Origin of the sequence: Burkholderia latens (assembly GCF_001718795.1) — a bacterium.
Taxonomy (GTDB): domain Bacteria; phylum Pseudomonadota; class Gammaproteobacteria; order Burkholderiales; family Burkholderiaceae; genus Burkholderia; species Burkholderia latens_A.
On the sequence record NZ_CP013437.1, the window covers coordinates 484,046 to 506,626 of the forward strand.

At 66.0% G+C, this 22,581-nt stretch carries 17 protein-coding genes and 2 pseudogenes; 8 read left to right on the forward strand and 11 right to left on the reverse strand.

Features of this window, described 5'->3' with window-relative positions; all coding sequences use genetic code 11:
* Positions 1–28 precede the first annotated feature (28 nt).
* The 4 genes and pseudogenes from WK25_RS32350 to WK25_RS17760 all read right to left on the reverse strand — a co-directional run.
* Positions 29–168, reverse strand: a pseudogene (locus WK25_RS32350) (ABC transporter substrate-binding protein); the annotation flags it as partial.
* A gap of 11 nt (positions 169–179) precedes the next feature.
* Positions 180–1,022: a formate/nitrite transporter family protein gene (locus WK25_RS17750; RefSeq protein ID WP_034204814.1), complete on the reverse strand. Its 843-nt coding sequence runs from the start codon at positions 1,020–1,022 to the stop codon at positions 180–182.
* A 328-nt stretch (positions 1,023–1,350) separates the two neighbouring features.
* Positions 1,351–2,787 (reverse strand): nitrate regulatory protein, encoded by a 1,437-nt coding sequence (locus WK25_RS17755; protein WP_226209399.1) that lies wholly within the window; start codon positions 2,785–2,787, stop codon positions 1,351–1,353.
* Positions 2,788–3,331: 544 nt separating this feature from the next.
* Positions 3,332–4,186, reverse strand: a complete 855-nt coding sequence (locus tag WK25_RS17760; protein ID WP_038571028.1) for a helix-turn-helix domain-containing protein — start codon at positions 4,184–4,186, stop codon at positions 3,332–3,334.
* 205 nt (positions 4,187–4,391) lie between these two features.
* Between WK25_RS17760 and WK25_RS17765 the strand changes: the two genes are divergently transcribed.
* The 7 genes and pseudogenes from WK25_RS17765 (at position 4,392) to WK25_RS17795 (ending at position 12,038) form a co-directional block, all read left to right on the forward strand.
* Positions 4,392–5,264, forward strand: coding sequence for a PhzF family phenazine biosynthesis protein (locus WK25_RS17765; RefSeq protein ID WP_069242250.1), 873 nt, complete (start codon positions 4,392–4,394; stop codon positions 5,262–5,264).
* Between the two features lie 3 nt (positions 5,265–5,267).
* The gene (locus WK25_RS17770; RefSeq protein WP_069242251.1) at positions 5,268–6,728 is read left to right on the forward strand and encodes an ATP-binding protein; all 1,461 of its coding nucleotides are present in this window, start codon (positions 5,268–5,270) and stop codon (positions 6,726–6,728) included.
* Positions 6,729–6,805: 77 nt separating this feature from the next.
* Positions 6,806–6,979, forward strand: a pseudogene (locus WK25_RS17775) (transposase domain-containing protein); the annotation flags it as partial.
* 468 nt (positions 6,980–7,447) lie between these two features.
* Positions 7,448–7,993 (forward strand): peptide-methionine (R)-S-oxide reductase MsrB, encoded by a 546-nt coding sequence (gene msrB / locus WK25_RS17780; RefSeq protein ID WP_038571037.1) that lies wholly within the window; start codon positions 7,448–7,450, stop codon positions 7,991–7,993.
* Between the two features lie 36 nt (positions 7,994–8,029).
* Positions 8,030–9,901, forward strand: coding sequence for a cytochrome c biogenesis protein DipZ (locus WK25_RS17785; RefSeq protein WP_069242253.1), 1,872 nt, complete (start codon positions 8,030–8,032; stop codon positions 9,899–9,901).
* 54 nt (positions 9,902–9,955) lie between these two features.
* Entirely contained in the window at positions 9,956–10,699 is a 744-nt protein-coding gene (msrA, locus tag WK25_RS17790) for a peptide-methionine (S)-S-oxide reductase MsrA (RefSeq protein ID WP_069242254.1), read from the forward strand.
* A gap of 217 nt (positions 10,700–10,916) precedes the next feature.
* Positions 10,917–12,038: an aromatic ring-hydroxylating oxygenase subunit alpha gene (locus WK25_RS17795; protein ID WP_069242255.1), complete on the forward strand. Its 1,122-nt coding sequence runs from the start codon at positions 10,917–10,919 to the stop codon at positions 12,036–12,038.
* A 45-nt stretch (positions 12,039–12,083) separates the two neighbouring features.
* Here the strand turns inward: WK25_RS17795 and hydA are convergent, their stop codons facing one another.
* From hydA to WK25_RS17820, 5 genes are all read right to left on the reverse strand, one after another.
* Complete coding sequence (hydA, locus tag WK25_RS17800) at positions 12,084–13,541, reverse strand: dihydropyrimidinase (RefSeq protein WP_069242256.1); 1,458 nt, start codon at positions 13,539–13,541, stop codon at positions 12,084–12,086.
* A 61-nt stretch (positions 13,542–13,602) separates the two neighbouring features.
* Positions 13,603–15,111 carry an NCS1 family nucleobase:cation symporter-1 gene (locus WK25_RS17805; protein WP_069242458.1) on the reverse strand — a complete coding sequence of 503 codons (1,509 nt, stop codon included), beginning with the start codon at positions 15,109–15,111 and terminating at the stop codon, positions 13,603–13,605.
* A 100-nt stretch (positions 15,112–15,211) separates the two neighbouring features.
* Complete coding sequence (preA, locus tag WK25_RS17810) at positions 15,212–16,519, reverse strand: NAD-dependent dihydropyrimidine dehydrogenase subunit PreA (RefSeq protein ID WP_059548242.1); 1,308 nt, start codon at positions 16,517–16,519, stop codon at positions 15,212–15,214.
* 109 nt (positions 16,520–16,628) lie between these two features.
* Positions 16,629–17,969: an NAD(P)-dependent oxidoreductase gene (locus tag WK25_RS17815; RefSeq protein WP_069242257.1), complete on the reverse strand. Its 1,341-nt coding sequence runs from the start codon at positions 17,967–17,969 to the stop codon at positions 16,629–16,631.
* 128 nt (positions 17,970–18,097) lie between these two features.
* The gene (locus WK25_RS17820) at positions 18,098–19,378 is read right to left on the reverse strand and encodes a Zn-dependent hydrolase (RefSeq protein ID WP_069242459.1); all 1,281 of its coding nucleotides are present in this window, start codon (positions 19,376–19,378) and stop codon (positions 18,098–18,100) included.
* A 364-nt stretch (positions 19,379–19,742) separates the two neighbouring features.
* Between WK25_RS17820 and WK25_RS17825 the strand changes: the two genes are divergently transcribed.
* Positions 19,743–20,435: a TetR/AcrR family transcriptional regulator gene (locus WK25_RS17825; protein WP_038571053.1), complete on the forward strand. Its 693-nt coding sequence runs from the start codon at positions 19,743–19,745 to the stop codon at positions 20,433–20,435.
* Between the two features lie 154 nt (positions 20,436–20,589).
* Here WK25_RS17825 and WK25_RS17830 read toward each other — a convergent pair whose 3' ends face one another.
* On the reverse strand, positions 20,590–21,780 hold the full coding sequence (locus WK25_RS17830; protein ID WP_038571056.1) for an acetyl-CoA C-acyltransferase: 1,191 nt from the start codon (positions 21,778–21,780) through the stop codon (positions 20,590–20,592).
* An 18-nt stretch (positions 21,781–21,798) separates the two neighbouring features.
* Positions 21,799–22,566, reverse strand: a complete 768-nt coding sequence (locus WK25_RS17835) for a 3-hydroxyacyl-CoA dehydrogenase (RefSeq protein WP_069242258.1) — start codon at positions 22,564–22,566, stop codon at positions 21,799–21,801.
* Positions 22,567–22,581: the final 15 nt, after the last annotated feature.

Consider the following 22,581-nt stretch of genomic DNA (forward strand, 5'->3'; position numbering starts at 1 on the left):
GGCGATGGCCGGATTCGCGCATGTCGTGCGCCCAGTCGGCCCGGCGCGCGGCAAGCCTCGCCGGCGTGACCGTGAGTGCGTCGTAGATCCGCGCCGGTGCGTCCGCCGACGGGGACGGTGCGCGCCCCGTGCGCGTTTCAGCGCCTCGCCGGCGTTAGGTTGCGGCGTGCGCAGCGCGATCAGGCCTTACGCGCGACGACACCCACCGGCGAAGCGGGCGCGCGTTTCGGTGCGGTCTTGTAGTGCGTGCTGTACAGCGCCGCGCCGACGAACACCAGCCCGCCGACCAGGTTGCCGAGTACCGTCGGGATCTCGTTCCACAGTAGATAGTCGACGATCGTGAAGTGGGCGCCGAGCATCAGGCCGGACGGGAACAGGAACATGTTCACGACCGAGTGCTCGAAGCCCATGTAGAAGAACACGAGGATCGGCATCCACATCGCGATCACTTTGCCGGGTACGGACGTCGACATCATCGCGGCGACCACGCCGGTCGACACCATCCAGTTGCACATCACACCGCGCACGAACAGCGTGAGCATGCCGGCTGCGCCGTGGGCCGCATAACCGAGCGTGCGTGCTTCGCCGATGCCGCCGATCTTCTGTCCGATTGCGTTCGGTGCTTCCGAAAAGCCGAATGTGAAGATGATCGCCATGAACAGCGCGACCGTCAGCGCGCCGGCGAAATTGCCGAAGAACACCAGCGTCCAGTTGCGGAACACGCCGCCCCAGGTCGCGCCGGGTCGGCGATCGATCACCGCGAGCGGCGCGAGCGTGAATACGCCGGTGAGCAGGTCGAAGCCGAGCAGGTAGAGCATGCAGAAGCCGACCGGAAACAGCAGCGAACCGGCCAGCGCGTTGCCTGTGTTGATCGTGATGCTGACCGCGAAGGCGGCTGCGAGCGCGAGTATCGCGCCCGCCATGTACGCGCGAATCAGCGTATCGCGGGTCGACATCGACAGCTTCGATTCACCGGCGTCGACCATCCTGGTGACGAATTCGTTGGGCGTGAGATAGGCCATGGTGTGCGCTCATAGAGTTGGACGGGCAAAAAAAACGCGCGAGGCACTCGCTGGACATGCGAGTGCCTCGCGCGGACGCTGTTATCCACGTGATCGGCCGCCACGGTTGGACATGGCGGGATCGTCAGGCCGCCATTAGCCCGACGAACGAGATGTTTGCAATTTTCATACCGGTGACAACGATATCGCGATGCAGGCCCGCAGGACGCGAAATGCCGGGGAAAATGCCGCGGACGATCGCAGCGAGCCGCACTCGCGCGGTGCAAACTGCACTTCGTGCATGCGCGTCGCGCGCCGCCGCGGTGCGTGAAGCGCGGTGCCGTTCCTGTCAGGTCGTGCCGTCGTCATGCGGTGTCTCCGGCGTGCTTCGCTGCGTACGGCGTCGCGCGGAAGGCTGCGCGTGCTCGTCGACGAATCGCTCGGGCGACGTCAGCGCGTCTTCCGCGATATCGGCAAGTGGCCGATTGCCATCCATCGACGCTTTTTGCAGCATCCGATACGCTTCGTCCTCCCGCATCCTGAAGCGCGTCATCAGCGTATTTTTCGCGCGCTGCACCAGCTTTCGTTCGTAGAGCGCGCGACGTGCCGCATCGAGCTCGACCTCCGCACCCGCCAGTCGCGCCGATTGCGATTCCAGCAGGGATTTCAGGCTGGCGAGCGTCAACGGATCGGAGCCGGAGAGGCGTCCCGGCAGCTCGTGAACCGCCGCGCGAGCCGACAACGGATCGCCGGCGAAGAACTGCGCGAGCGCCTGGATATGCGGGGGCGGATTGTTCCGCAACTGAGCCATCAGGCGCTCGGAGTCGCGAAGCGTTCGGTGCGCGTCGTCGATTCGCGCGTCGCACGTTTCCTGCACCTGCAGCGTCAGCGCAATTTGAAGGTACCAGAGATCGTCGACGCGGGCGCTCGCGGCGTCGAACCATGCTTTGCTCAGGCCGGCATCGAGCGCATCGCCCGCGCGCGCCGTGCATAGTACGCGGCGCAGCTTCTCGAGCGCTGCCATGTGCGGCTCCGTCATGCGGATTTCCCACCATGCGTTTTGCGCCGTGCTTGCGAAGCTCGCGAAGACTTCGAGACTGCGCTCCTGCGCGGCGATCAGATACAGCAGGCGCTGCTGTTGGTCCGCCGAAAACGTGCCCGCCGCGAACATGTGCGCGCCGACGGCGCGTTCCTGTCCGGCTTGCTCCTTGCCCTCGACGACATGGACGAGGGCAATCAGCATGCGCGACACCGACGGATCTGCCGCGCTGTCGGCAAACTGAAAAATCAGTTCCACCAGGCCGCCGATCACTGTGCTGAACGCCTGGACGGAATCGTGCGCCGACAGCCCAAGATGGTCGATCCGTTCGCGCAGCACATCCAGCGATTCCAGGTCGAGCAGCACCCACGCGATCAGCGACAGCAGACGCGACGTCGAGCCGCGCGCGGGCGTCAGCTCCAGATCCAGCCGCGCGCGCAATTGCGCGACGAGCGGCGCCGATTCACCGCGCGAAGCCGCGCGCTCCGCGACAAAGCGCTTGCCGCTCGACGCCAAATAGATGCTGGTGGTGCCGCGCTCGCGCTGTAGCGCGTGGATTAGGCGGCCGAGCAAGTCGACCAATTCGATCTGCTGGGCCAGGCGGCGCAGGGACGCGATTTCCTGCTGCTTGGCGAGCAGCGCAAATTGCAGGGCGGTGGCGGGCATGGTGGAGACTGACCGTCGACAGTGACTTGGTGCAGTGTAGTGCGGACAATAATCGTCGTTTTTTGACGCCTCGCCTACCAAGACTCGTGACGAAGGCGCAGTCAGCAACGAGGCGACCTATTTGGCGCCGCTCAAGCGCGAGCTTTAGTCGCTCCGCGATGCAGGCCAGCCGTGATACCCAGGCTTTTGAGCGGGCGCTCGCAGCATAGTGCACGGTGATAAGGTGCCCTATCGTGCTGGCACATTAGCCCCGGCATCAGCGTTGGCCGCGACCGCGCGCGGTTCCGGGGCGACGCGAACGACTCTGCACGACCTGTTGCCGACGCTCGAGCCAATGACAGTGTAACGGCAGGTATGACACACAAACGGCCCCTGTCGCTCTTGGCATTCGGGATGCCATAGGCCCAGCCTGTCGTCGCCTTTGCCTGGCATGGCTCTGGCAACGACGTTTACCGAGCAGACTTTGAAGCCCTCAATAACGGCCGCCAGCATCGGCCATTAAGCGTCAAGACTGGATCTGCCACGCCAGAACCACCCGCAGCAACTGTCTCGCGAGCGGTCAGGTACGCCAGGATTTACCGGAGGAGCGGTTGAGTCCGATGGGCGTGACAGAAGTGAAGAGGCGTCAGTTGCATCGAGCACGGGACGCCTTTACCTCGCGCGGCGAAGGCAGACCGAACTTGTCAAAGAGCCTCGCCAGATAAGAAGGCGATTCGATCCCTACGCTCAGCGCTGCCGACAGCACGGTTGTGCCGGGAACACTCAAGAGCGAACGCGCGCGCATGACACGTTGCCGGAGTTGATAATCGGTGACACTTTCACCGGTCTCCTCGCGGAAAATCCGGGTGAGATGACGTCGCGATATAGCGAATTCCGAAGCGATTGTCTCGATATCGATCCGCTCCGCCAGCATGACGTCAAGATACGCCTTGATTTCACTGACCAGCTGCTCGCGCGAAACCTTCCGATTGGCACCGCTCGGTGCGGCACTCAGCACAGCCGCCACGCACGCTGACGCAATCAGCCGATCGACCAGATCGCTTTGATACCGCAACATGTCATGTGCTTCCTCCGTTTCGTTGTCCGCGTCGAGCCGTGTCTGCAAACGCAGTGCCCCGAGCAGAGCAGGCGGCGGCACGCAGTAGCGCGGTGCATCGCCCACGGCAATCCGGACATTGGATTTGCGCGCACAAAACGAAACGAAGTCGCGCTCCGCATAGACCGCCGTATGACAATGCTCGCCGGGATTGCTCGCCGTGTCGTGAAAAACCCCCGCCGGAACCATCGCAAGCACGCCGGCGCCGATGCGTTGCGAATGCTTTGAACACTCCGAAGTCAGCGTCAGCGAGCCTTGATTCGGCAACAGGAACATGAATTCTTCGTGCTCGTGCCACGACGTCACGTAATCGGCCATCGTGATGCGACGGGTCGCAGCCACGCGATCGGCGGGAATGTGCGATTTAGACGTCTGATAAAACATGGCGAATACCTGCGACTTGGGACTTGATAGGGGTGGGCAGCTCGGATGCCAACCGCCATGGCCCGATAGTTCGCATTATCCGGCCCAAATGGAAGCGAATAAAAAACGCAGGCCGTGCATGCTGCGAGAGACGACGGACTGGCCTTTGCGCCAGCTTCACACAAGGCGGCATACCGAGCGGCGGAGCTAATAAGGGAGCAAGCGCATGAGCATCGTACAACGTGTGCGGCTCGTACGGGTATTTTCGACCACCGACGAGGGCGGCAATCCGGCTCCGGTTGTGCTCGATGCGAACGGCTGGTCCGACGCGCAGATGAAAGAGGTGGCCCGCAGGTATGGTCTGGAAAGCGGGTTCGTGATGCGCGCCGTCGATCCGCGCCATGATTTCCGCTTCCGCTTTTTTGTGCCCAACCACGAGATGGAGATGTGCGGACACGCGGCGCTGGGCGCATTGTGGCTGCTGCGTCAGACAGGCGCATGGCGCACGAACACAGCGCTGATTGAAACGCTGAGCGGCAGCGTCGAAGCACGTTACGACGCGTCCGACGCGCGGATCGAAGTCAGCCAGCCTGCGGGGCGCACCGAGCCGGTTGTTGACGTGGCGCTCATCGCCAGAACACTCGATGTATTGAACCTGGTTGCGGGCGATCTGCTGCCTGTCGGCATCGTCAACGCAACGACGAGCCGCACCAAAACGCTGGTGCCGGTCCGCTCGACTTCACGGCTGAATGCGATCACGCCGAAACTCGACCAAGTCGAAGGCTTGTGCGACGCGCTGTCGTCCACCGGTCTGTATCCGTTTTCGCCGGTTGTCAGCGCCCCGCACGTGTTCGAGGCACGGCAATTCCCGCGCGCGTCCGGCTATCCGGAAGACGCGGCGACCGGCATCGCAGCGGCAGCGCTCCTGTACGGTGCGCATCGCTATGGGCTCGTCGCCGCGGGGGGACGCGGCATCGTCGTGCGTCAGGGCGTGGCGATGGGGCGTCCGTCGGCGATCACGGTGAACTTTCGCGATCCGGCCGATAAAGGCAGCGGGTGTTGGCTCAGTGGCCCGGTTTGTCTGATCGACGAGGTCTGAGCGATGTTGCTAGGCACACTCGAAGTCGATTTGTCGACGCGCTCGCTGCGACGTGACGGGAAAGCTGTCCATGTCGGTTCGCGTGCGTTTGACGTGCTCGCGGTACTGTTGTCGGCGGCGGGACGTCTCGTAACGAAAGACGAGTTGATGGGCGCGGTCTGGCCCGGGACCGTCGTTGAAGAAAACACTCTGCACGTGCACGTCGCCGCGTTGCGAAAATTGCTCGGACCGCAGCGCGATCTGATCGTGACCGTACCCGGCCGCGGTTACCGACTTACTCGCAGACAAGCCCCGAGCGCGAATTTGGCGATGACTGGCGATATCCCGCAACGGCAAAGGGCACTCACAGGACGCGATGGCCTGGTCTCCGATATCTCGGCAATACTCGACACGACGCATGTATTGACACTGGTGGGCGCCGGCGGAGTTGGGAAAACAAGCGCGGCGATTGAAGCTGCTCATGCGGCACTATGCGACCGTTTTGATATCACGCGTTTCGTCAACCTTGCCGACGCCGCCACTGCCGGCCTGGTTTTGCAAAAAGTAGCTACGGCATTCGGCTTATCGATATCGGAAGACAGGTGGGGCGTGGACGAGCTTGCCGCAGCTCTACCACAAGATCGCACGCTGCTAGTGCTCGACAACGCTGAGCACGTCATCGATGCAGTCGCTCGACTTGTCGATTCGGTTTGCGTCCGGCATGACAACTTGCGGATGCTCGTAACGAGCCGCGAGCCGCTGAGAGTACCAGGTGAAGCCGTGTTGCGCGTGCGCCCACTCCAGGTGCCGCTCCCCGGCTCGTCCACCACGGAGATCCTGGATTGTGCGGCAGTGCAGTTGTTTATGCAGCGCGCGGAACAGTCAGGTTGCGACCTTGATAGTTTGAGAAAAAGCGCCCATCTCGTTGGGAACATCTGTCGCCGGCTCGACGGTAATCCACTGGCGATCGAAATGGCAGTGGCACGTGTCGGTACATTCGGCCTTAGCGGTGTTCACGGATTTCTCGACGACCGCTTCAAGTTGCTGACACGTGGATACAGGACGGCTCTTTCGCACCACCAGACGTTGCTGGCTAGCTTCGATTGGAGCTTTGCGTCGCTGAGCCCGTCGAGTCAGAAGCTATTTGGGCAGATTGCCGAATTCCAGAGTGCTTTTACGTTCGAGGCATTACGCGCGCTAGTATGTGACAGGAGCTATACAGTGTCCGACGTAGCCAGCGACATTGCCGAATTGACCGACAAGTCTCTGGTGAGTGTCGAGCCGGATCGAGACGGACACAGATTTTTTCTTTCCGAATCCGCTCGAGCATACGCATTGCAAAAGCGTCGCCTCGGAAGGGGCGACATTCAAATGCTCGCGCAGTATGCCGGTTACAACTTCGCTGCTCGTGGCGCGGCTCCGACCATCGGAACGGATTCGTTCAACGCGAAAGCGGAAGAGCGGGCGCTTGCCTACGACATCTGAGCATGCAGGGAAGTGGCATGCGTGGCCCCGCTAACGCCACCGAGCGAATAGCATCGGCCAGGTGAATGTGCTCTACGGGTGGCGAACGTGCCGCCGCGATGTATAGCCTGATCGGCACCGCACGCGTGAACGGCCTCGATCGCGACGCGTATCTCGCCTACGTCCTCGAGCACATTGCTGACCAGCCGATCAATCGCATCGACGAACTGCTGCCGTCGAACGTGGCGCCGTCGCTGCCGTCCACTGCCCACATCCAACCCCTCCGCGAGCGTCGCGATTCATCGTCGTCGACAACCTGCACAAATGAAAAAAAACGGCGCCGAGCCGGGTTCACCGAGTGAGGCGAGAAGGATCAAGGGCGAGCCAGGTGACGCCCGCACTTCGATTCGACTCCGCTCGCGACCAGCGCCCGCATCTGCTGCCAAAGATTCTGCTCGCGCCCGCCGAGCTCGTCGCGCATGCGGAACAGCTCCGTCCCACAAGCAATCTTTAGTTGCGCTACTGCCGGGCAATCGCCGCTTGCAGATTGAAGCGTTCTCCGGTTCGCGTTTCATGCTCATCGGCTCGAGAGCGCTTGCGAGCCAGGGTGTCGACTGATTCCCCCGTACGGCCACGTAACACCATATATAACGATTCATTTAACTTTCCGTGAGGACTTCGACACCGGCCGCTGACTACTCTGTGCGCATGTTTTCAGGACCTGCTTCCAGGAGCCGATCATGCCCACCCGCAGACACCTGCTGTTCGCCGGCGCCACCGGCCTTGCCGCGCTCGCGACGCTGTCGTCCACCGGCCGCCGCGCGCTCGTCGGTCGCGTGTTCGCCGCGCCGCCCGCCGCTCCGGGGCACACCCCCGCTCCGACGGCCGCCCCGTTCGAAATCACGCGCAGCGACGCCGAATGGCGCCGCCGCCTCACGCGTGCGCAATACAACGTGCTGCGCGATGCCGGCACCGAGCCGCCGTACAGCAGCCCGCTGAACGACGAGCATCGCCGCGGCACCTTTGCGTGCGCCGGCTGTGACCTCGCGCTGTTCTCGTCGGCCGCCAAGTTCGACAGCCACACCGGTTGGCCGAGCTTCTGGAAGCCGCTCGACCATGCGGTGGCGACCGAGGCCGATGCGTCGTACGGGATGGCGCGCACCGAAGTGCACTGCCGCCGCTGCGGCGGCCATCTCGGCCACGTGTTCGACGACGGCCCCCCACCCACCGGCCTGCGCTACTGCATGAACGGGCTCGCGCTCGCCTTCCACCCGGCCACTGCCTGACGCGTCGCCGATTCCCGACCGACCGGAGACTGCCCCATGCTGCTCATCGTCCTCGCCTACCTCGGCGGCATACTCACGATCCTGAGCCCGTGCATCCTGCCCGTGCTGCCGTTCGTGTTCGCGCGCGCCGACCAGCCATTCATCCGTACCGGCCTGCCGCTGTTGATCGGCATGGCGCTCACGTTCGCGGTCGTCGCGACGCTCGCCGCCGTCGGCGGCGGATGGGTCGCGCAGGCCAACCAGGCCGGCCGCTGGCTCGCCATCGTGCTGCTCGCGGTGTTCGGCCTGACGCTGCTGCTGCCGCGCTTCGCCGAACACCTGACGCGCCCGCTCGTCGCGGCCGGCAACCGGCTCACCGGCTTCGCGCAGCGCGACGGCCGCGCTGCCGGCCCCGCGTCGTCGCTGCTGCTCGGCGTCGCGACCGGCCTGCTGTGGGCGCCGTGCGCGGGCCCGATCCTCGGGCTCGTGCTGACCGGTGCCGCGTTGCACGGCGCGAACGTCGGCACGACGCTGCTGCTCGTCGCGTATGCGGCCGGCGCGGCGACGTCGCTCGGCATCGCACTGGCGATCGGCGGGAAGGTGTTCGCCGCGATGAAACGTTCGCTCGGCGCCGGCGAATGGATCCGGCGCGCGATCGGCGCGGCGCTGCTCGCCGGCGTCGGCGCGATCGCGCTCGGCCTCGATACGGGTGCGCTCGCCCAACTGTCGACCGTCACGACGGGCGGCCTCGAGACGAAGCTCGTCGACCGGCTCGGCGGACGCTCGCATGGCGCGCCGGCGGCGATGGCCGCGACAAGTGACACGAGCTCCGGCAACGGCGGCGCGGCAGCCGGCGCGATGATGGCCGCCACATCCGATGGCGCCCCGGCCCCCGGCGGCGCAATGATGCGCGCCGCCGACACGTCGCCCGCGATGCGCACGACTGCCGCGCTGCCCGTCGAAGGCACGCTGCCATCGCTCGACGGCGCGGTGCAGTGGCTGAACTCGCCGCCGCTGACGGCTGCCGGCCTGCGCGGCAAAGTCGTGCTCGTCGATTTCTGGACGTATTCGTGCATCAACTGCCTGCGCACGCTGCCGTACACCACCGCGTGGGCGCGCAAGTACGCGCCGTACGGGCTCGTCGTGATCGGCGTGCACGCGCCCGAGTTCGCGTTCGAACGCGACATCGGCAACGTGAAGAATGCCGTGCACGATCTCCGCATCGACTATCCGGTTGCGATCGACAACGGTTATGCGATCTGGCGCGCGTTCGGCAACGAATACTGGCCCGCACACTACTTCGTCGACGCGCAAGGACGTATCCGCCATCACCACTTCGGCGAAGGCGAATACGCGCAGTCGGAGCGCGCGATCCAGTCGCTGCTTGCGGAAGCCGGTCACCCCGAGGCGCTGAACGTGCCGCTCGGCCTCACGGGCGCCCCCGCGAAGGGTGCGCTCGCGGCGGCAGACAGCGCGGACGTCCGCTCACCCGAAACGTATGTCGGCTATGCGCGCGCGGAAGACTTCACGTCTGCCGGCGGCGTGGTGCGCGACATGGCGCACCGGTACGACGCACCCGCACATCCGGACCTCAACGACTGGGGTCTCGCAGGCACGTGGCAGGTCGGCGCCGAACGCGCGACGCTCGCCGCGCCGGGCGGCAGCATCGTGTATCGCTTCCATGCGCGCGATCTGCACCTCGTGCTCGGCCCGGGCGCGAACGGCAAGCCGGTGCGCTTTCGCGTGACGCTCGACGGCGCCGCACCCGGCGCAGCACACGGTGCCGACGTCGACGCGCAAGGCTACGGCACCGTCACCGGCCAACGCCTGTACCAGCTGGTGCGGCAACCAGGCGCGATCGCGGACCGCACGTTCTCGATCGAGTTTCTCGACCCGGGCGTCGATGCGTATGCATTCACGTTCGGTTGAACGCACGCCGGCGCCATGTCCCGTATTCCGTCCCGCATTTCGAAGGAGCAATTGATGATCCCGACCTCCACTTCCGATTCCGGCCCGCGGCGACGGTCCGCGATGCTGCGCCGCATCGGCGCAATCGCCGTCGCGGCCGCCGCCGTGTTCGGCTACCAACGCATCGTCAATTCCGCGGAGCCGATGCGCACCGTGCCCGCGCCGGCGCTCGACGAAACGCCGGGTGCGTCCCGCGACGAAACCGCCGTGTTCGCCGGCGGCTGCTTCTGGGGCGTGCAAGGCGTGTTCGAGCACGTGAAGGGCGTGAAGCAGGTCACGGCAGGCTACGCAGGCGGCGCGTCCGAAACCGCGCACTATGCGCTCGTCGGTACGGGGCTGACCGGTCACGCCGAATCGGTGCGCATCGTCTACGATCCGACGCAGATCACGTATGGCCGGCTGCTGCAGGTGTTCTTCTCCGTGGCGCACGACCCGACCGAACTGAATCGCCAGGGCCCCGACGAAGGGTCGCAATACCGATCCGCGATCTTCCCGACCACCGCGCAGCAGCGGGCCGTCGCGACCGCGTACATCGCGCAGCTCGGCGCCGCGCACACGTTCCCTGCACCGGTCGTCACACGCGTCGAGCCGTACAAGGGCTTCTATGCGGCCGAGGCGTATCACCAGAACTACCTCGAGCTGCATCCGGACGCGCCGTACATTGCATACAACGACCTGCCGAAAGTCGCCGGGCTGAAGCAGCGCTTCCCCGCGCTGTACCGTGCCGACGCGGTGCTGTGGCGCGACGCGCGACTTTGACCGAACGCGCGGCGACGTGGGACGGCCGACGCGCGGCATCAGCACAGCGCGCCGCCGCCCGCGTTTGCGCCGCATCAATGAAACGCACGCCGCCCCGACCGGGCAAACCCGCATCGGATCAGCTTCGCGGGCCAACTTCGCGTAGACTTCTCCAGATCAGTCCCCGCCGCGCGTCGCGCGGCGCCTGGAACTCTTCAGCCAGCAGGAGGCGTCACGCATGCGCGCAGTGCCTTTGTCTGACAGCAGCACCCTGGACCAACCCTCCACCGGCGCGGTCGTGCGCGACCTGCGCCGCGTGCCGATCCATCCCGATCACTGGTATCCGCTCGCGTGGTCGCGCGAGCTCAAGCGCGGCAAGACGCTCGGCGTGCGCTTCGCCGGCGATCCGATCGTGCTCGTGCGTACCGAATCGGGCGCCGTGTACGCGCTCGAAGATCGTTGCGCGCACCGCCAGGTCCCGCTGCATGCGGGCGTCGTGAGCGGCGAAACGCTGCGCTGCTGCTACCACGGCTGGACCTACGCGTGCGACAGCGGCCGCTGCGTCGACGTGCCGTACCTCGGCCGCGAGCGTCTGCCCAACGGCGTACGCGCCTATCCGTGCCGCGAGTCGCACGGGCTGATCTTCGTGTTCCCCGGCGACGCGGCACGCGCGAACGAACGCCCGTTCCCCGCGCTCGCGTCAGCCGACGACCCGGCATTCAAGACGCGCCGCTTCGGCCGCGAGGTCAAATGCCACTACTCGTTCATGCACGAAAACCTGATGGACATGAACCATCAGTTCCTGCACCGCAAGCAGATGGGGCAGATGCGGGCGCGCTCGATCGGCCGCCGGCGCGGCGACGACTGGGTCGAGGTCGATTACACGTTCGCGCGGATGGAAGGCAAGCAGCCGGTAGGCGAGGCGCTCGTATTCGGTTCGAGCAAGAAACCCGGCGACCAGGCCAACAAGAGCGTGATGACGGTCCGCACCGAGTATCCGTACCAGACGCTCCAGATCCGCTCGAGCGAGGGCACGCTGGTGATGGACCTGTGGATCGTCTACGTGCCGCTCGACGCCGAGCAGCGCACCAATCGCACGTTCGGACTGCTGTCGATCCACAAGCCCGGCATCCCGTTCGCACTCGATCTCGCGTGGCCGCTGCTCGTATGGTTCACCGAGCGGATTTTCCGCGAGGATCGCTGGATCGTCGAACGCGAACAGGAAGCGCACGACCGGCAGGGCGCCGACTGGAACCACGAGGTGTTCCCGGTCATCAACGAGCTGCGCGACCTGCTGCGCCAGTGCGGCGCGCGCACGGTGATCCCGATCCGCGAGGCGCACGCAAACGACGCGCGCTGAACACCGCCGCGAGCGCGCCGCAGCGCGCCCGCGGGGCCGATGCGTTCAGCCGCTGCGCTCGACCGGATGCGGCTCGCGCAGCCGGTTGGCGATACGCGCGGCCTCGTAGTACCCGGCTGCGGGCGGCCGCTTCAGGTACCGGCCCGCGCCACGCACTGCCCGCAGTTCGCCATCGGTCCATGCAAGCGCGCCGCGGGCGAGCGTATGCGTCGCGACGCCCTGCACCGTCATCCCTTCGAACACGTTGAAGTCGACCTGCTGGTGATGAGTCTTCACCGAGATCGTCTTGGTCGCGGCCGGGTCCCACACGACCAGATCGGCGTCGGCGCCGACCTGCACCGCGCCCTTGCGCGGATACAGGTTGAAGATCTGCGCGGCGTTCGTCGACGTGATCCGCACGAACTCGTTCGGCGTAATGCGGCCGTGATTGACGCCGTGATGCCACAGCACCGACATGCGGTCTTCCACGCCGCCGCAGCCGTTCGGGATCTTCGTGAAGTCCTCGCGGCCCATCGCCTTCTGCGATGCACAGAACACGCAGTGATCGGTCGCCGTCGTATGCAGCTGTCCGGCCTGCAGCCCGCGCCACAGCGCCTCGCGATGCTCGGCCGAGCGAAACGGCGGGCTCATCACGTGCGCGGCCGCGCGCGTCCAGTCCGGGTCGCGATACACCGCTTCATCGATCACCAGATGGCCGGGCAGCACCTCGCCGAACACGCGCAGCCCTTCGCTGCGCGCGCGCGTAATCGCATCGACGGCATCCTTCGCCGACACGTGCACGATATACACGGGCACGCCGAGCACCTGCGCGATCCGGATCGCGCGGTTCGCAGCCTCACCCTCGACCTCCGGCGGACGCGACAGCGGATGCGCCTCCGGCCCCGTCATCCCCCGCGCGAGCAGCGCTTTCTGCAGCTGGAACACGAGTTCGCCATTCTCCGCGTGCACGGTCGGCAGCGCACCGAGTTCGAGCGAGCGCGAGAAGCTGTTCACGAGCACTTCGTCGTCGGCCATGATCGCGTTCTTGTACGCCATGAAGTGCTTGAAGCTCGACACGCCGTGCTCGCGCACCAGCGTGCCCATGTCGCGATGCACGGATTCGTCCCACCACGTGACGGCCACGTGAAAGCCATAGTCGGCCGCAGCCTTCTCCGCCCAGCCGCGCCATTGATGGAACGCGTCCATCAGCGGCTGCTTCGGGCTCGGGATCACGAAGTCGATGATGCTCGTCGTGCCGCCCGACAGCCCGGCAGCCGTGCCCGAATAGAAGTCGTCGCTCGCCGTCGTACCCATGAACGGCAGCTCCATGTGCGTATGCGGATCGATGCCGCCCGGCATCACGTACTGGTCGTGTGCGTCGACCACCGTCACGCCGGCCGCCGCGTCGATCGTCTCCGCGATCTGCAGGATCGTGCCGCCGTCCTGCGGGTCCGCACACAGCACGTCCGCACGATAGGTGCGGTCGGCATCGACCACGGTGCCGCCGCGAATCAGGATTGCCATTTGGTTGCCTCCTCGTTGACTGTCGTGTGCCGCATCGCTCGCATCCCTTGCACCGGCTGCCTCACGCACTCGCGATCTGCGGGCGCTGCGCGGCGCGCCACTTCATCCAGGTTCCGTATACGCAAGACGCAAGCACGAGACCGACGAACCACGCGTACGTATAAAGCATGTTGAAGAACGCCGGCACATTCGGAAACGATGCCGGGAATGCGGTGTGCAGAAAGCCGGGCAGGTTCGGCAGCACGCCGATCGCGAGCGCGGCCAGCGCGGCGGGGTTCCAGCCGTGCGCATAGCTGAAGCCGCCGCGCTCGTCGAACAGCGCGCGCGTATCGAGCCGCGTGCCGCGAATCAGAAAGTAGTCGACCATGAGTATGCCCGCGACCGGCCCGAGCAGCGCCGAGTAGCCGACGAGCCACGTGAAGATGTAGCCGTCCGTCGTCGCGAGGATCTTCCACGGCATCATCACGATCGCGATCGTCGCGGTGATCATGCCGCCTGCGCGGTACGAGATCGCCTTCGGCCACAGGCTCGAGAAATCGTACGCGGGGCCGACGAGGTTCGCCGCGAGGTTGCAGCACATCGTGTCGAGCGTGAGGATCACGAGCGCGATGCCGACACCGATCCCGGTCATCCGGCTCGTGAGGTCGATCGGATCCCAGATTGCGTTGCCGTAAATCACGACCGTTGCCGACGTCACGACCACCGAGACCACCGACAACAGTGCCATCGGTATCGGCAGCCCGATCGACTGCACGATCATCTGGTCGCGCTGCGAATGCGCGAAGCGCGTGAAGTCGGGAATGTTCAGCGCGAGCGTCGCCCAGAACCCGACCATCGCGGTCAGGCCCGGCCAGAACGTCGCCCAGAAAAGCCCGGCCTTCTTGCCGCCCGCGACGAATTGCGACGGCGCCGACAGCATCGAGCCGACGCCGCCTGCCTGCGACGTCGCCCACCATACGAGCGCGATGCACATCACGACCTTGATCGGCGCGGACCAGCTTTCGAGCCAGCGGATCGAATCGGTGCCGTGCAGAATGAAGTACAGCTGCAGCGCCCAGAACACGAGGAAGCACGCGAGCTGCCCGAGCGAAATGCCGACGACGGGCAGTGCCGGGCCGTGCAGCGCGTTGCCCGTCAGGATGTTCAGCAGCGTGTAGATCGCGCTGCCGCCGAGCCAGGTCTGGATGCCGTACCAGCCGCACGCGACGATCGCGCGCAACAGCGCGGGCAGCTTCGCGCCCTGCGTGCCGAACGACGCGCGCACCAGCACCGCATACGGAATCCCGTGCTTCGCGCCCGCATGGCCGATCAGCAGCATCGGCACGAGCACGATCAGATTGCCGAGCAGCACGGTCAGCACCGCCTGCCACGGCGACATGCCTTCCTGGATCAACCCGGCCGCGAGCATGTACGACGCGATGTTCATCACCATGCCGACCCACAGCGCGGCGAAGTGATACCAGCGCCAGGTGCGCTGCGCGGCTGTCGTCGGCGCGAGGTCTGCGTTGTACAGGCTGCCGGCGGGCACCGCGGCGGCGTCGGGATCGGCGGAAATCGCTGCTGGTTTCATCGAACGCTGCTCCTTGTAAACGTCGGCGCCGGCATCGCGCGATGCCGGCAGAACAGGACACGAGCAGCGGCGCGGGCGATACCGCGCCGCCGGCCGCCGATCAGGCCGCCTTCGCGTGCTTCGCGGGTTCCGCGGCGCCGGCGCCTGCATCGGCACGCGCCGGGTTGTTCGGATGCGTGGTCCAGTTCGCGTAGTCGCCCGCATCGACCCGCTCCATCGTGATGCATTGCTCGACCGGACACACATGCATGCAAAGATTGCACCCGACGCATTCCGAATCGATCACTTCGAAATGGCGCGCGCCGTCCTTCATCGCGGTGATCGCCTGATGCGACGTGTCCTCGCACGCGATATGGCACAGCCCGCACTGGATGCAGCGGTCCTGGTCGATGCGCGCCTTGATGTCGTACTTGAGGTTCAGGTATTTCCAGTCGGTGACGTTCGGTACCGCTCGGCCGCGGATGTCGTCGAGCGTCGCGTAGCCCTTGTCGTCCATCCAGTTCGACAGCCCGTCGGCGAGATCCGACACGATCCGGAAGCCGTAATGCATCGCGGCGGTGCACACCTGCACGCTGCCGGCGCCGAGCACCATGAATTCGGCCGCGTCGCGCCACGATGAAATCCCGCCGATTCCCGAGATCGGCAGGTTCGGCGTTTCCGGATCGCGCGCGATCTCCGCGACCATGTTCAGCGCGATCGGCTTCACCGCGGGGCCGCAATAGCCGCCATGCGTCCCCTTGCCGTCGACGGTCGGCATCGGCGCCATCTGGTCGAGGTCCACCGCGACAATCGAGTTGATCGTGTTGATCAACGACACGCCGTCCGCGCCGCCCTTGTATGCTGCCCGCGATCCCATCCGGATGTCGCTGATGTTCGGCGTAAGCTTCACGAGGCACGGCAGCTTCGTGCCCTCCTTGACCCAGCGCGTGACCATCTCCACGTATTCCGGCACCTGCCCGACCGCCGCCCCCATCCCGCGCTCGCTCATTCCATGCGGACAGCCGAAGTTCAGCTCGACCGCATCCGCGCCCGTATCCTCGACGAGCGGCAGGATCCATTTCCAGTCGCGCTCGTTACACGGCACCATCAGCGATACGATCAGCGCGCGGTCCGGCCAGTCGCGCTTCACCTGCGCGATCTCCTTCAGGTTCACGTCGAGCGGACGATCGGTGATCAGCTCGATGTTGTTCAACCCGGCGATCCGCTGGCCATTCCACTGCACCGCGCCGTAACGCGAACTGACGTTGACGACGTGCGGATCGAGCCCGAGCGTCTTCCACACGACGCCGCCCCAGCCGGCCTCGAATGCACGATTGACGTTGTACGCCTTGTCGGTCGGCGGCGCGGAGGCCAGCCAGAAAGGATTCGGCGAGGTAATGCCTGCGATGGTGCAGCGAAGGTCGGCCATGTTCTGCTCCGTGAGAATGGGGGCGTCTATCTTGACCCTTGCGAGTCGCGGCATCCGCGTGGCGCGCACGACGTGTGCGACGCGCGCGGCGCCGTCGCGGATCTCGCATTCATGCAGCCTTGGCGTCGCGCTGCGCAAGCGCCGCGTCGATCGCAGCCGCCGCGCGCTTGCCGTCCTGCACGGCCTGTACCGTCAGGTCCATGCCGTCCGTCGCCGCGCAATCGCCGCCGGCCCATACATCCGGCAACGCAGTGCGACCGTGCGCATCGACCGCGATGCGCGATCCGTCGTCGGTCAGCAGCGCGCCGTCGACACCATCCGGCGCCAGCGTCTGGCCGATCGCCTTCAGCACCATGTCCGCGTCGAGCGTAAAGCGTTCGCCCGTCGCGGCCTCGAATTCGACGCCGGTCACGTGCCCGTCCGCGCCCGCGATGCGCACCGGCTTCGCGTGCGTCACGAGCGTGACACCGCTCGTTTGCGCGAACTCACGTTCGGCCCAGGTCGCGCTCATCGCGTCGACGCCGCGCCGATACACCATCGTCACGCGCTCCGCACCGAGCTTGCGGCTCTGCACGGACGCGTCGATCGCCGTATTGCCGCCGCCAATCACGACCACGCGCCGCCCGACCGGCACGTTCTCGAGCGCATCCGCCTGACGCACCTGCTCGATGAAGTCGACCGCGTTCATCACGCCGGCCAGCTGTTCGCCGTCGATCGCGAGGGAGCGCACGCCCGTCAGACCGATCGCGAGAAACACCGCGTCGTGCCGCTCCCGCAACGCGTCGAGCGTGACGTCGCGCCCGAGCGCGACGCCCGTTTCCACCGCGATGCCGCCGACCGACAGCAGCCATTCGACTTCGCGCTGCGCGAAATCGTCGACCGTCTTGTATGCGGCGATTCCGTATTCGTTGAGGCCACCCGCCTTCGCGCGCGCATCGAACAGCGTGACGCGATGTCCGGCCAGCGCGAGCCGGTGCGCGCATGCGAGGCCGGCCGGCCCGGCGCCCACCACGGCGACATGCCGCCCTGTGTCGGGCGCACGCATGAAGCGAACCGCGCCGCTCACCATCGCCCAGTCGGTCGCGTGCCGCTGCAGCGCACCGATCGCGACCGGCTCCGCGTCCTGATGATTGCGCACGCATGCGCCTTCGCACAGGATTTCGGTCGGACACACGCGTGCGCACATCCCGCCGAGCGGATTCGCAGACAGGATGTCGGTCGCCGCCCCTTTCAGGTTGCCGTTGCCGATCTTGCGGATGAAGCTCGGGATGTCGATGCGAGTCGGGCAGGCTTGCACGCACGGCGCGTCATAGCAGTAGTGACAACGGCTCGCCGCAGCCGCGGCGGCAGTCGGATCGAGCAGCGGCGCGATATCGGCGAATTCGCACGACAGTTGCGTGGACGACAGGCGATGCGCGGCGATATCGCCGGGTGACGACTGGGTAGTCATACGCGTTCCTTCGACTGGTGGAGACAAAGCCGTCCCCGCCGGCTGACGATGCACAGTCGGGGCGGTCCTGCTTCGGAGTACTGGGGTCAAGCGGTGCGCAGCCTGCCTGCCGCGCTATGTCCGATCCGTCATGAGGCGGGTTCGCATGCGCGCGACAGCATCGCGTGCAGCAGCACGTTCGCGCCGGCCTCGATCCACGCAGGCGTTGCGTCCTCGATCTCGTTATGGCTGATGCCGTCGACGCACGGCACGAATACCATCGACGTTGGCGCGACCTGCGCCAGATAGCATGCGTCGTGTCCCGCACCCGACACGATGTCGCGATGCGAGTACCCGAAGCGATCGGCCGCATCGCGCACGGCCGCGACGCAGGCGGGATCGAACGCAACGGGCTTGTAATAGAAAATCTGCTCGAGCGCGGTTTCGAGCCCGATCTCGCCTGCGATGCGCGCGACGCCGTCGCGCAGCGCCGCGTCCATCTCCGCGAGCACGGCGTCGTCCGGATGACGAAAATCGACGGTAAAGAACACGCGGCCCGGAATCACGTTGCGCGAATTAGGATGAACCTGCATCATCCCGACCGTCGCGCAGCCGAACGGCGCATGATCGAGGCCGATCCGGTTCACGAGATCGACGACGCGCGCCGCGCCGAGCAGCGCGTCGCGACGACGCGGCATCGGCGTCGGTCCCGCGTGCGCTTCCTGGCCCGTGAACGTGATCTCGTACCAGCGCTGTCCCTGCGCATCGGTCACGACACCGATCGTCCTGCACTCCGCCTCGAGTATCGGCCCTTGCTCGATATGCAGCTCGAACGCCGCATGCAGCTTGCGGCCACCGCAGGGCGCGTCGCCCGCATAACCGATCCGCGCGAGCTCCTCACCGATCGTCTTGCCGTCGACATCCTTGCGCGACAGTCCGTACTCGAGCGAAAACACGCCCGCGAACACACCCGAAGCCACCATTGCCGGCGCGAAGCGCGAGCCTTCCTCGTTCGTCCAGATCACGACCTCGACCGGGTGCTCGGTCTCGATGCCGTGATCGTTCAGAGTCCGAATCACTTCGAGGCCGCCGAGCACGCCATAGATGCCGTCGAAGCGGCCGCCGGTCGGCTGCGAATCGGCGTGCGAGCCGGTAACGACCGGCGCAGCGTCGGCCACGCGCCCAGCGCGGCGCATGAACACGTTACCCATCGTATCGACGGTCACCGTGCAGCCCGCGGCCTTCGCCCAACTGACGATCAGATCGCGGCCGGCCTTGTCGAGATCGGTCAGCGCAAGACGGCACACGCCGCCTTTCGGTGTCGCACCGATCTTCGCCATCTCCATCAGGCTGTCCCACAACCGCCGGCCGTTGACCTTGATCGACGTGTCGAATGCTGCCCGCTTTGATGTTTCCGATACCGCGTCCATTCGTATCGCTCCTGTGGGGTCCGTCATGTCGTCATCCCGGTCGATGCCGGTGCGCGCGTTGCCGCCGTCGGGCAAATCCGCACCTGCGAGGTGCAGCGAAGCATCGTTAGCGTGATTCGTCCGATCGATCGGCGGAGTCGCCGGCGCCGCGTTCCTCCGCACGTCGAATCCTGTCCGATTGGACAGGTTTTAGACGATCAAAATGCGTAGCGCAATGTCTTTCTTGCGCGCGCTGATGGAGCGAGAAGCGTGCCACCGCATTGCAGCATCGCGCAGGCGCCGACGCAGGAGCGCACGTGCGCTTGCTGCGAACCAGCGGCTAGAATGAAGCGCAACGCGGCATGCACGCCGCGCGAGGATAACGATGAGACATGACGAAGCAGCCGCCGAAGCAGCCGGCCACGACGAAACCGGCGCGCCTTTGCGGCGACGCAAGGCGCACATCCGCGCGTCAAACGAAGCGCATCTGCTCGCATGCGCGGAAGCGGTGTTCGCGGAACGCGGGCTCGACGGTGCGAGCACGGCAATGATCGCCGAACGTGCGGGTGTGCCAAAGGCGAACGTGCATTACTACTTCCCGACGAAGCTTGCGCTGTACCGTCGCGTGCTCGAGGACCTGTTCGAAGACTGGCACCGCGCGGCCGGCTCGTTCGAAGCCGGCGACGATCCGGTCGATGCGATCGGCAGCTACGTGCGGGCGAAGATGGATCTGTCGCGCCGGCGCCCGCTCGGCTCGAAGGTATGGGCCAACGAGATCATCCACGGTGCCGCGCACATGCACGACATCCTGTCCGAACGCGTGAAGCCGTGGTTCGATACGCGCGTGAAGGTGATCGAAGGCTGGATCGCACGCGGGTTGCTCGCACCGATCGACGCGCACGCGTTGATGTACCTGATCTGGGCGACCACGCAGCACTATGCGGATTTCGACGCGCAGATCCGCGCGCTGAGCGGCAAGCGTGCGTTCACGCAGAAGGCGTTCGCCGAGAAGACCGAGCAGGTCGTGCAGCTCGTGATCCGCGCGTGCGGTGCGGTATCGCCCGGCGCGCGCGCGTAGGATTGGTCGCAAATGCAAAGCGGGCGGCGGGCACGATGCAGGAATGTCCTGCACGATGCTCGCCGCCCGCGGCGGTGGACCGCCAGCGTGCCGTCCCGCACGTGACACGTCGGCTGCCCCCGCGCGGCCGCGCGACGCCGCCGGTGGGCGCGCGTTACGCGACGCGCTCGATCGCGATTGCCGTCGCCTCGCCGCCGCCGATACACAGCGACGCGACGCCGCGTGTCATCCCGTACGCTTCGAGTGCTGCGAGCAGCGTCACCATCACACGCGCACCCGACGCACCGATCGGATGGCCGAGCGCACATGCGCCGCCGTGCACGTTCACCTTGTCGTGCGGCAGGTCGAGATCGCGCATCGCGGCCATCGCAACCACCGCGAACGCTTCGTTGATCTCGAACAAATCGACGTCGCGCAGGTTCCAGCCGGTTTTCTCCGACAGCCGGCGGATCGCACCGATCGGCGCCGTGGCGAACAGGCCCGGTTTGTTCGCGTACGTCGAATGCGCGACGATCACGGCCTTCGGCGCAAGGCCCAATCGCTCCGCTTCAGAGCGGCGCATCATCACGAGCGCGGCCGCACCGTCTGAAATCGACGACGCGTTCGCGGCCGTCACCGTGCCGCCCTCGCGGAACGCCGGCTTGAGCGTCGGGATTTTGTCGAGCTTTGCCTTACCGGGCTGCTCGTCGATCGACACGATGCTTTCCGTCTTGCCGGCCTTCACGGTTACCGGCGCGATTTCCGCGACGAAGCGCCCTTCCGCGATCGCACGTTGCGCGCGCGTGAGCGACGTAATCGCAAACGCATCCTGCTCGTCGCGCGTGAACTGATAGGACTGCGCGCAGTCCTCGGCGAACGTCCCCATTAGCCGGCCCTTGTCGTATGCATCCTCGAGCCCGTCGAGGAACATGTGATCGAGCACCTGGCCGTGACCCATCCGCATCCCCGCACGCGCCTTCGGCAACAGGTACGGTGCGTTCGTCATGCTTTCCATCCCGCCCGCCACTGCTACGCTGGCCGACCCGGCCAGCAACAGGTCGTGCGCGAACATCGCGGCCTTCATCCCGGAGCCGCACATCTTGTTGACCGTGGTCGCGCCCGCGCCGAGCGGCAACCCGGCCTTCAATGCCGCCTGCCGCGCCGGTGCCTGGCCCTGGCCGGCCGGCAGCACGCAGCCGAACACGATTTCATCGATGCGCTCGGCCGGCACGCGGGCACGTTCGAGCGCCGCGCGAATCGCCACCGCGCCCAGCTCGCTGGCGCTGGCCGCCGCCAGATCGCCCTGAAAGCCGCCCATCGGCGTGCGCGCCGCGCCGACGATTACGATCGGATCCTGTGTCGTCATGATTCATTTCCTCCAGTGTCAGCGCGGTGCCATGCGCAGCGCGCCATCGAGACGGATGACCTCGCCGTTCAGCATCGTATTCTCGGCGATGTGGCGCACCAGCGCCGCGAATTCGTCCGGGCGGCCGAGCCGCGGCGGAAACGGCACGCTCTTGCCGAGCGCATCCTGCACGTCTTGCGGCATGCCTGCCATCATCGGCGTCGCGAAGATGCCCGGCGCGATCGTCACCACGCGAATGCCGAAGCGTGCGAGTTCGCGTGCGATCGGCAGCGTCATCCCGACCACGCCGCTCTTCGATGCCGCATACGCCGCTTGCCCGATCTGCCCGTCGAACGCCGCGACCGATGCCGTGTTCACGATCACGCCGCGCTCGCCGTCCGCATTGGGGTCCTGCTTCGACATTGCGTCGGCGGCGAGCCGGATCATGTTGAACGTACCGATCAGGTTGATCGACACCGCGCGCGCGAAGCGCTCGATCGAATGCGGTCCTTCACGGCCGACGACCTTCTCGCCCGGAGCGACGCCCGCACAGTTCACCAGCGCGTCGATGCGGCCGAACGCGTCGCGTGCGGCGGCGACCGCAGCCTGTCCGTCCGCTTCACTCGTCACGTCGGTCTTCACGAATCGCGCGGCCGCGCCGAGTTCGTTCGCGAGACCCGCACCGGCGTCTTCGTTGACGTCCACCAGCACCGCGTTGCCGCCTTCGGCGACCACCATGCGCGCCACTGCGGCGCCAAGGCCCGAACCGGCGCCCGTAATCAGAAAAACTCGATCCTTGATATTCATTCGCAGTCCGTATTC